The following is a 7,540-nucleotide window of genomic DNA, read 5'->3' as shown; positions in this document are numbered from 1 at the left end:
ATTTTGCAATTTGCAATCAACACCGAGGCCGGTCAGCCACAAACCCCCAAAGTCGTCCAGTTTCCCTCCACGCAAACATTTTCATCAGCCCAGCCTGAACCTCGCCTGAACCTCGCCTGAACCTCGACTGAACCTCGACCGAACCTCGCCTGAACCCTGGCGGGACCAGCTACGGGCAGGTCGTAGTCGACTTGGCGATTTTCTCCCATCGCTGGTCAAAAACAGTCGCTGGTCAAAACAGCCCGCGGCAATCATAATCACACCCGCGCAGTCTTTCTCTCAACTCTTTGCCCGACTCCATGTCCCCGAAAAACACTGTTATTACCGGACTTGGAGTCGTTTCGTCGATCGGAATGGGGCGTCAGGACTTCTTCGACGCCCTCTGTGCAGAAACCTCTGGAATCACTTCGCTTGCCAACCGCACCGACGAAGGTGCCAAGCCCGGTGCGGTCTCAAAACCCGACGGTTTGTGGATTGGTGGCCCGATCATCGACTTTGATCCCAAGCAATACGTTCGGCCGCGGAAAGCGTTGAAGGTGATGTGCCGCGAAATTCAAACAGCATTCGCAGCATCGACGCTCGCGATCGACGATGCTGGTTTGACCGATGCATTTCCGCTGACAACAGAAACCGATTTCCAGCCCGCCGATGTCGGCACTGTTTTTGGCGGCGAGATGTACTATGGACCGCCGTCGGAAATGGAGGACGCGTACCTGGCGTGCTGTGACGAAGACGGTGTGTTCAGCGCAGCAGAATTCGGTTCCGCGGCGATGAAGAAAGTCACTCCGCTGTGGATGCTGAAGTACCTGCCCAACATGCCGGCCTGTCACGTGGGCATTTCGATCGGTGCGCATGGCCCCAACAATTCGCTGGTCTTGGGTGACGTATCCGGCCCCGCCGCGATGATGGAAGCACGATCGTGTTTAGAACGTTCGATTGCCAAGTTGATGGTGACGGGGTCATCGGGAACTCGCATCAACACCACGCGGTTGAACTACCGCGGCGACTTGCCGATTCCCGAAGTCAGTGACCCTGTTTCGTTTTCGTCACGCCCGCACGATCACGGCTCGGTGGGCGTCGTTGGCGGTGAAGCGGCAGTTTCGTTTGTCATCGAATCAATCGATCAAGCGGTCGCTCGCAAGGTAAAACCAATCGCAAGCATCGCCTCGATGGTTTCCCGTTTCGTTCCATCGCCAGGGATGTATCAAGCAAAGCGAGACATCTCGCCAAGTTCATCGGCCGGTCGAGGGTCGGTCAAAGCAATTGAGTTATCGATCCGAGATGCGATCAAGCAAGCGCGCATTGATGCGGACCAAATCGGTGCCGTGATCAGCCAAGCTTGTGGTGACCCGTCGATTGATTTGGCCGAAGAACAGGCGATCAACAAGGCTCTGCCCGGTGTTCCGGTGACGGCACCGGTTTCTTCGCTTGGGCATACCGGGGCAGCGGTAGGTTCCATCAACGTTGCCGTCGCGGCGCTGGTGATCCAACACCAGCAGATCCCACCAACGATTGGTCATAACGTTGCCAATCGCAACGTAAACCTGGTGACCGAGACGATGTCGATGGACAAGCCAGCGGTGATTGCGTTATCGCATACATCGGAAGGTTCGGCGATCGCGACGGTGCTTGTGTCTGGTTGATTCGGTTGTGTAGCTTACCGGCCGATGTTTTCTTGACTCAACTCTTCGCAGCGTTTTTTCCGGCAGTCCATGTCTCCCATCATCCAAGCAATTCTCGTCCTGACCTCCGTCGCTGTCAGCGGCTTGCTGCTTGGCAGTGTGCGTTTTCGCGGAATCGGGCTGGGGTCAGCCGGAGTTTTGTTTGCGGGGATCTTGCTGGGGCATTTTGGATTTGAAATCGAGCCCGAGATTTCTGAATTCGCAAAAGAGTTCGGGCTGGTGCTGTTTGTCTTCATGATTGGATTACACCTGGGACCAGGCATCGTCCAGCTATGGCGACAACAAGGCATCGTTCTGAATTCACTTGCCTTTGCCGTCGTGTTGCAAGGCTTCTTGCTGATCTGTGTTTTTCATGGCGTCTTTCAATCTTCGGGTCGGCTTAGCGGTTACGCCGCGGGCGGTCTGTTCAGCGGTGCCACGACCAACACACCGTCGCTCGGTGCTGCCCAACAAGCGGTCGCATCGCTGGAAGATCCAGAGAAAAGCCGACCTGAAAACGTGAAGACATTGGCGTCGGCCTACGCAGTCGCCTACCCCGGCGGGATCGTCGGAATCATTGCGGCGATGCTAATCATGAAGCGTCTCTTTCGGATCAATCTTGATCAAGAAGTCGATTCGTCAGAGACCAACGGCAAGAGTTCGTTGCCGCCGATCAATCGGCAGAGCCTGCTGATCGACAATGCCCGGCTTGCGGGAGTCAAGTTTGGTGATCTGCCAGGATTGGAAGAAACCGGGATACGTATTTCGCGGATACGGCGAGCCGGTGAAGATTCAGTGGCAGCAGCGACGATCAACACGGTCCTTGGCGAAGGCGATGTCATTCAAGTTGTTGGTAGCGAAGAAGGCCTGCAGCGTTTTGTTCCGATGATTGGCCAAGTTACCGACGTCAATCTAATGGAATCCAAAGGTACCGCTCGGCTGCGGCGGATCGTGATCACCGAAGCGTCGGTTTTAAACCAAACCCTTCGACAGCTTTCGTTGGACCAACGGTACAACGCAACCGTCACTCGAATTCGCCGGTCGGGTGTTGAAATGGCAGCACGCGGAACAACAAGGTTGCAGTACGGCGATGTCGTCAATGTGGTCGGCGACGATGAGGCATTAGATCGAGTCACCGAGTTGCTTGGGAATTCCGTCCGCAGTTTGGACGAGACACATTTCGCACCCATCTTTTTCGGAATCGCGCTGGGCGTGCTGTTGGGAATGATTCCCTTTCAGATTCCCGGAATTCCCTTCGCGGTCAAACTTGGTCTCGCCGGTGGTCCATTGATCGCAGCGATTCTGCTGAGCATGATCGGGCGGATCGGTTGGTTCGTTTGGTACATCCCGTATTCAGCCAACCTGGCACTTCGCGAAATGGGCATCATTCTTTTCCTGGCATGTGCGGGACTTGGTGCTGGTCGGACGTTTTTTTCCACGGCAATGAGTGCCGATGGATTGCTTTGGATGTTCGCCGGAATTGTTGTCACGATGGTTCCGCTATTGACCACTGGGATCGCCGCCCGATATGTCTTTAAACTCAATTATCTGACCATTTGTGGTGTCGTCGCGGGCAGCATGACGGATCCACCCGCTTTGGCTTTCGCAAATTCATTGTCGGATAGCGAAGCCACCACAACCGCGTATGCTGCGGTTTATCCGCTGACCATGATGTTAAGAATTTTGGCGGCTCAAACTCTGATCTATCTGCTGGTTTGATCGACGAATCTATCTGAACCGATTAAATTAACGGGGTGTCGGTTTGTCCATCCGTTTCAGGAGAATCTTGGGAATGTCACGTCTATCACCGGAATCCAATCCAATGCTCGGCAAACGCATCAGTCGGCGAAGTGCGTTTGCGGGTGCCAGTGCCAGTATCAGCGCAGGTGTTGTCGCTGCCGTTGCAGCGAATTCGTCTCTGGTGGCAAGCGCCGAAAGTGATGCAGGCAGCAAATCCGCCAAGCCTGATTCGTCTGCTGACAAAGTGGACGCGTCAAAGGGCCGACTTAAACAAGCCGTTGCAAAGTGGTGTTACCCCAAACTGTCGCTCAATGAATTAGCGGGGCATGCCAAGGCGTTGGGAATGTCGGGAATCGATTTGCTAGAACCCAAAGATTTCAAGACGGTCAAGAAGCATGGGCTCGTCGCATCCTTGGTCAGTTCACACAAACTGGCAAACGGTTTGTGCGAACCAAAGTTCCACGATGAATGCAAACGAAAGATTGCTGCAGCAGTCGAAGCGACGGCGGCCGAGGGCTGGCGAAATGTGATCTGCTTCAGCGGAAATTCGCGTGGCATCGATCGCAAGACCGGTATGAAGAACTGCGTGAAGGCGCTCAAAGAGATTGCACCGATCGCTGAAAAGGCGGGCGTGATTCTGAACATGGAACTGCTAAACAGCAAAGTCGATCACCCCGATTACATGTGCGACAACAGCACGTGGGGCATCGAACTGGTCAAACGCGTTGGCAGCGATCACTTCAAATTGCTTTTCGACATCTATCACATGCAGATCATGGAAGGCGACGTTATCCGAACGATCCAAGACAACCATCAATACTTCGGTCACTACCACACCGCCGGCAATCCCGGTCGCCATGAACTCGACGACACGCAGGAACTCAACTACACGCCAATTGCCAAAGCCATCGCAGACACAGGTTTCGACGGCTACCTATCACACGAATTCCGACCCTCGCGTGACCCCGTCGAAGGACTCAAAGAAGCAATCACCAAGTGCATGGTGTAGTTCGGCAGCAAAGTGGCACGGTAGTCTACACCGTGATTCACGGTGGAGACCGCCGTGCTACTTTGCTTTTAACGAACGTACTTCAGCCAAGTATCGATAAACTCCTTGGGAGTCGCTCGGAACACTTTGGCAAATGCCGTTTCAAAGGAACCGCCTTTTTCAAGCTCTTGTAGCAATTGGTCATAATTGCGACGTTGGTTTCGGCTCAGCAACGTCGTGGCGATCGCGGCACCGATACGGTCGGCTTGCTCGGGCGACATTTTGCCATCCAGGAAACTCTTGGCGTCTTTCATCGCCGAAACCGCAGTCGCCGTTTCAGATTCGATCCGCATGCGTTCTTCTCGGTCTAGCTTGGCCTTTCGCATCGACGTCACGACACCGACGCCTTCAGCAAACCATCGCGGAACTTCGCTGCCGCGTGTTGCGATCGCAAGTGCAGTAAGCGGCGTCACCAACCGGCTTTCGATCTCCTTCGCGTCATCCCGTTCGGTCGCAACCATGGCAACGTAGCCGTCAATGCCGTCGAACCGCCAATGCGATTGCCATTCACTTGGGATCCCCCGACGCTCGACCATTTTGGAAAATTCGCTGTAGTCATAACGTTTGGGCAGCACATAGATCGTCGCTTTCCCGCGGTAAAAATCCTCTGCCGGACCATCCGATTCTGGCACCACGCTTTCAACAGTCTTGATCTGCTTTTCGGCTAGCGAACCTACGAGTTCCAACGTCTTTTTCGATGCCGTTCCCGTGACCAGGAAATGGTCAGTGATAACAGATTGAGGTTCGACGCCGGTCGATGCGACCAACTTCAAATTTATCTCCGCTGTCTTGGATCGTTTCCGGCTCAGCTCGCTGGCCGAAGCACTTGCCGCCCAAGCAAGTTGGTTCATCACTCGAAGCGGTTGGCGATCACTGTCCCCGTCCAAAGTTGCTCCTTCATTGATCCACGTCGCGACCAATTGAATGTCACTTTCAGAAAGCGGCGGTCGTCCGCCCCCCGGCATGCGGTCACCTTCGGTCCCTCGCAATTTCTTGATCAGCAAACTTGCTTCGGCATTGCCAGGATTGATCATCGAACCGCTATCGCCACCGCGAAGCAGCGTGGCAAACGAATCCATGTTCAATCCACCTCGCGTTTGCATCGCATCGATGTGACAGCCCTTGCAATTGTCGATCAGCAGTCCGGCGACATCCTTGGCGAAGCTAACCGTTTCTTTTCCGGTCGCCTTCATGGCCTTCATCGGCACATTCGCGTTGTTCATCGGGTCGGCGGTTGTGGGCGCACTGCCGACGGATGCCTTGATCGATCGAATGGGGACGGATGGATCGTTTCCGTCAAACAACGCTCCCTTGGAAATCCATGTTTTAAGAATTTGCAACTCTGCGGGCGTCACTTTGCCTCCACCGCGCGGCATGTCACCCGTTTCAATCGTTTCGATCAAACGGCTGCCAACATTATCGCCGGGAAAGATCACCACGCCTTCGGGCGGTCCTTTCATCAACGCCGCGAAGCTGGTCATGCTAAAACCACCACGGGCACCGTCGATGTGGCAGCGACCGCATCGCTTGTCCAAAATCGGGGCAACGGCGTTTGCGAAACTAAAAGGATCCGCTTTCGGAATAACGGGCGTCTTGGCTTGACGCTTGGCAGACACTGTCTTTGTTTTGCGAGTCTTCTTTTCTTCGAGTGCTAATCTGGGTGGCTGGAAAGGCGGCAGCATCACGCCCTCGAATTCCAGCATCATGTGCGCCTTTTGGATTCTCGAAATCGCTGGTTGGATCTTGCCCACAAGCTCGGGAGAATTGCTGCCCAGTTCGCCCACCATCGCCATCGCAGACTGAATCGATTGACCTGCCTGCTCATGCTCGCCCGCTGCGAAGTGTTTCCCGGCCTGCCCCACTGCTTGGTTGATTTCTGAAATCAGTTTGCGATCGGACAACGAAATCGCATCAGCCGATCGAGCGATCGTGGCCCAGCTAAAGCAAACGAGTAGGACGAGCAAAACACGCATGGTGCGAAACTATTTGGGAACGGAGAGGCAGTTGGGATTCGCTAAAGGAACGCGATCTACCCTTCCATTGTACCCAAACCACCCGGCAATCTAGCTGCCGTTTAGCGACCAGTCATATTCGGCATAGTTTAGCTTCACCCTAGCCGCGTCAATCGAACTGGCCGCTTCAGCCGGAAGCCATGGAGTGATCCGCCGCATTACAGCACTTTGATTGCTGCCAAAGTCTTCGCCAAACCATTTCAGGATCGACGAAAGCGTTACCGTGTTTCCGGTGAGCTGAAAATTGGCGGGCTGAGCAAAAAAGTGCTTGGCATTGGAATCGAGTTGCTCTTCGACCTCGCTGGCAACAAAGGCTCGGCTCAACAAACGAGGACAGCTTTTTGACGCACAGACAATCGCAAAATGAATTCGAGGTTCATTCATCTTCCGCAGAATTTCATGCTCCATCTGATTAAGCGAAAACGCGGTGCCACCCACATACAACTGTAGGTCGTCCCAAATGTTGTATCCAAACAACTTCGCCGTGTGATTGCGGATGCTGGTCGTCGGGTACTCACGCAGGATTCCCTTCACCGTGACAGCGTTGTAGGCATTGATCCAGAACGCCAGCTTTGATTGTTTGCTGGCGGGCAACTTCTGACTCGCAGCAGAAAGCTGATTTAAGTATCGATCCAAGTCTTTGACGTCCTTGGCCGAGCCATGCCATTTCTTGTAATCAACGTTGCCAGATTCACTTACATGCGATTGCAGTAAACGGTCCCAAGTTGAATGATCGACATCATTCATTGAAACGGCATTCCTTGCGGTCGCAGTACCGAGATAAACGTTTCGGCCAGCGAAGCAGGAATCTGAACCAAGCGAGCAGGACAGGCAACAGAAGAGTAAGTAGACCAGTTTAGGAAGCATTGTGATTGCGTGGTTGTTGGAACGTTGAAAGATAGCTTCTCGAGTAGAACCTACGCTTTTACCCACCGCTGCGGAGGTCGTGTGTTGTTACATTTAATCACTTCTCCCGCTCTCGGCTTGTCGATTAAAGTGAGCCGCAGGCGCGTAAGCGGCCGGGCTTACCGCACTGCCGGAGGCCTGACGGGCAGCGGCTCACCATTACCGCTGAGATC

At 54.1% G+C, this 7,540-nt stretch carries 5 protein-coding genes; 3 read left to right on the top strand and 2 right to left on the bottom strand.

Annotated elements, in window-relative coordinates; genetic code table 11:
* The first annotated feature begins 299 nt into the window (after nucleotides 1-299).
* From RC85_RS05965 to RC85_RS05955, 3 genes are all read left to right on the top strand, one after another.
* Nucleotides 300-1,643: a beta-ketoacyl synthase N-terminal-like domain-containing protein gene (locus RC85_RS05965; protein WP_068259831.1), complete on the top strand. Its 1,344-nt coding sequence runs from the start codon at nucleotides 300-302 to the stop codon at nucleotides 1,641-1,643.
* 69 nt (nucleotides 1,644-1,712) lie between these two features.
* A complete protein-coding gene (locus RC85_RS05960) occupies nucleotides 1,713-3,380 on the top strand; it encodes a putative transporter (RefSeq protein ID WP_068259828.1) in 1,668 nt (555 codons plus the stop codon).
* Between the two features lie 73 nt (nucleotides 3,381-3,453).
* Nucleotides 3,454-4,410 (top strand): hydroxypyruvate isomerase family protein, encoded by a 957-nt coding sequence (locus RC85_RS05955; protein ID WP_235033278.1) that lies wholly within the window; start codon nucleotides 3,454-3,456, stop codon nucleotides 4,408-4,410.
* A 68-nt stretch (nucleotides 4,411-4,478) separates the two neighbouring features.
* On the opposite strand, the gene RC85_RS05950 is transcribed toward RC85_RS05955, so the two are convergent.
* Both RC85_RS05950 and RC85_RS05945 read right to left on the bottom strand, forming a co-directional pair.
* Nucleotides 4,479-6,422 (bottom strand): c-type cytochrome domain-containing protein, encoded by a 1,944-nt coding sequence (locus tag RC85_RS05950; protein ID WP_068259825.1) that lies wholly within the window; start codon nucleotides 6,420-6,422, stop codon nucleotides 4,479-4,481.
* Nucleotides 6,423-6,512: 90 nt separating this feature from the next.
* A complete protein-coding gene (locus tag RC85_RS05945; protein WP_068259822.1) occupies nucleotides 6,513-7,208 on the bottom strand; it encodes a DUF547 domain-containing protein in 696 nt (231 codons plus the stop codon).
* Between the last annotated feature and the right edge of the window lie 332 nt (nucleotides 7,209-7,540).

Origin of the sequence: Rubripirellula obstinata (assembly GCF_001642955.1) — a bacterium.
Classification (GTDB): domain Bacteria; phylum Planctomycetota; class Planctomycetia; order Pirellulales; family Pirellulaceae; genus Rubripirellula; species Rubripirellula obstinata.
This window is presented reverse-complemented; position numbering and strand designations above follow the sequence as displayed.

Excerpts from the sequence above, each read along its gene's own strand:
- RC85_RS05965 (WP_068259831.1), top strand. The coding sequence starts at position 300 with ATGTCCCCGAAAAACACTGTTATTACCGGACTTGGAGTCGTTTCGTCG.
- RC85_RS05960 (WP_068259828.1), top strand. The coding sequence starts at position 1,713 with ATGTCTCCCATCATCCAAGCAATTCTCGTCCTGACCTCCGTCGCTGTC.
- RC85_RS05955 (WP_235033278.1), top strand. The coding sequence starts at position 3,454 with ATGTCACGTCTATCACCGGAATCCAATCCAATGCTCGGCAAACGCATC.
- RC85_RS05950 (WP_068259825.1), bottom strand. The coding sequence starts at position 6,422 with ATGCGTGTTTTGCTCGTCCTACTCGTTTGCTTTAGCTGGGCCACGATC.
- RC85_RS05945 (WP_068259822.1), bottom strand. The coding sequence starts at position 7,208 with ATGAATGATGTCGATCATTCAACTTGGGACCGTTTACTGCAATCGCAT.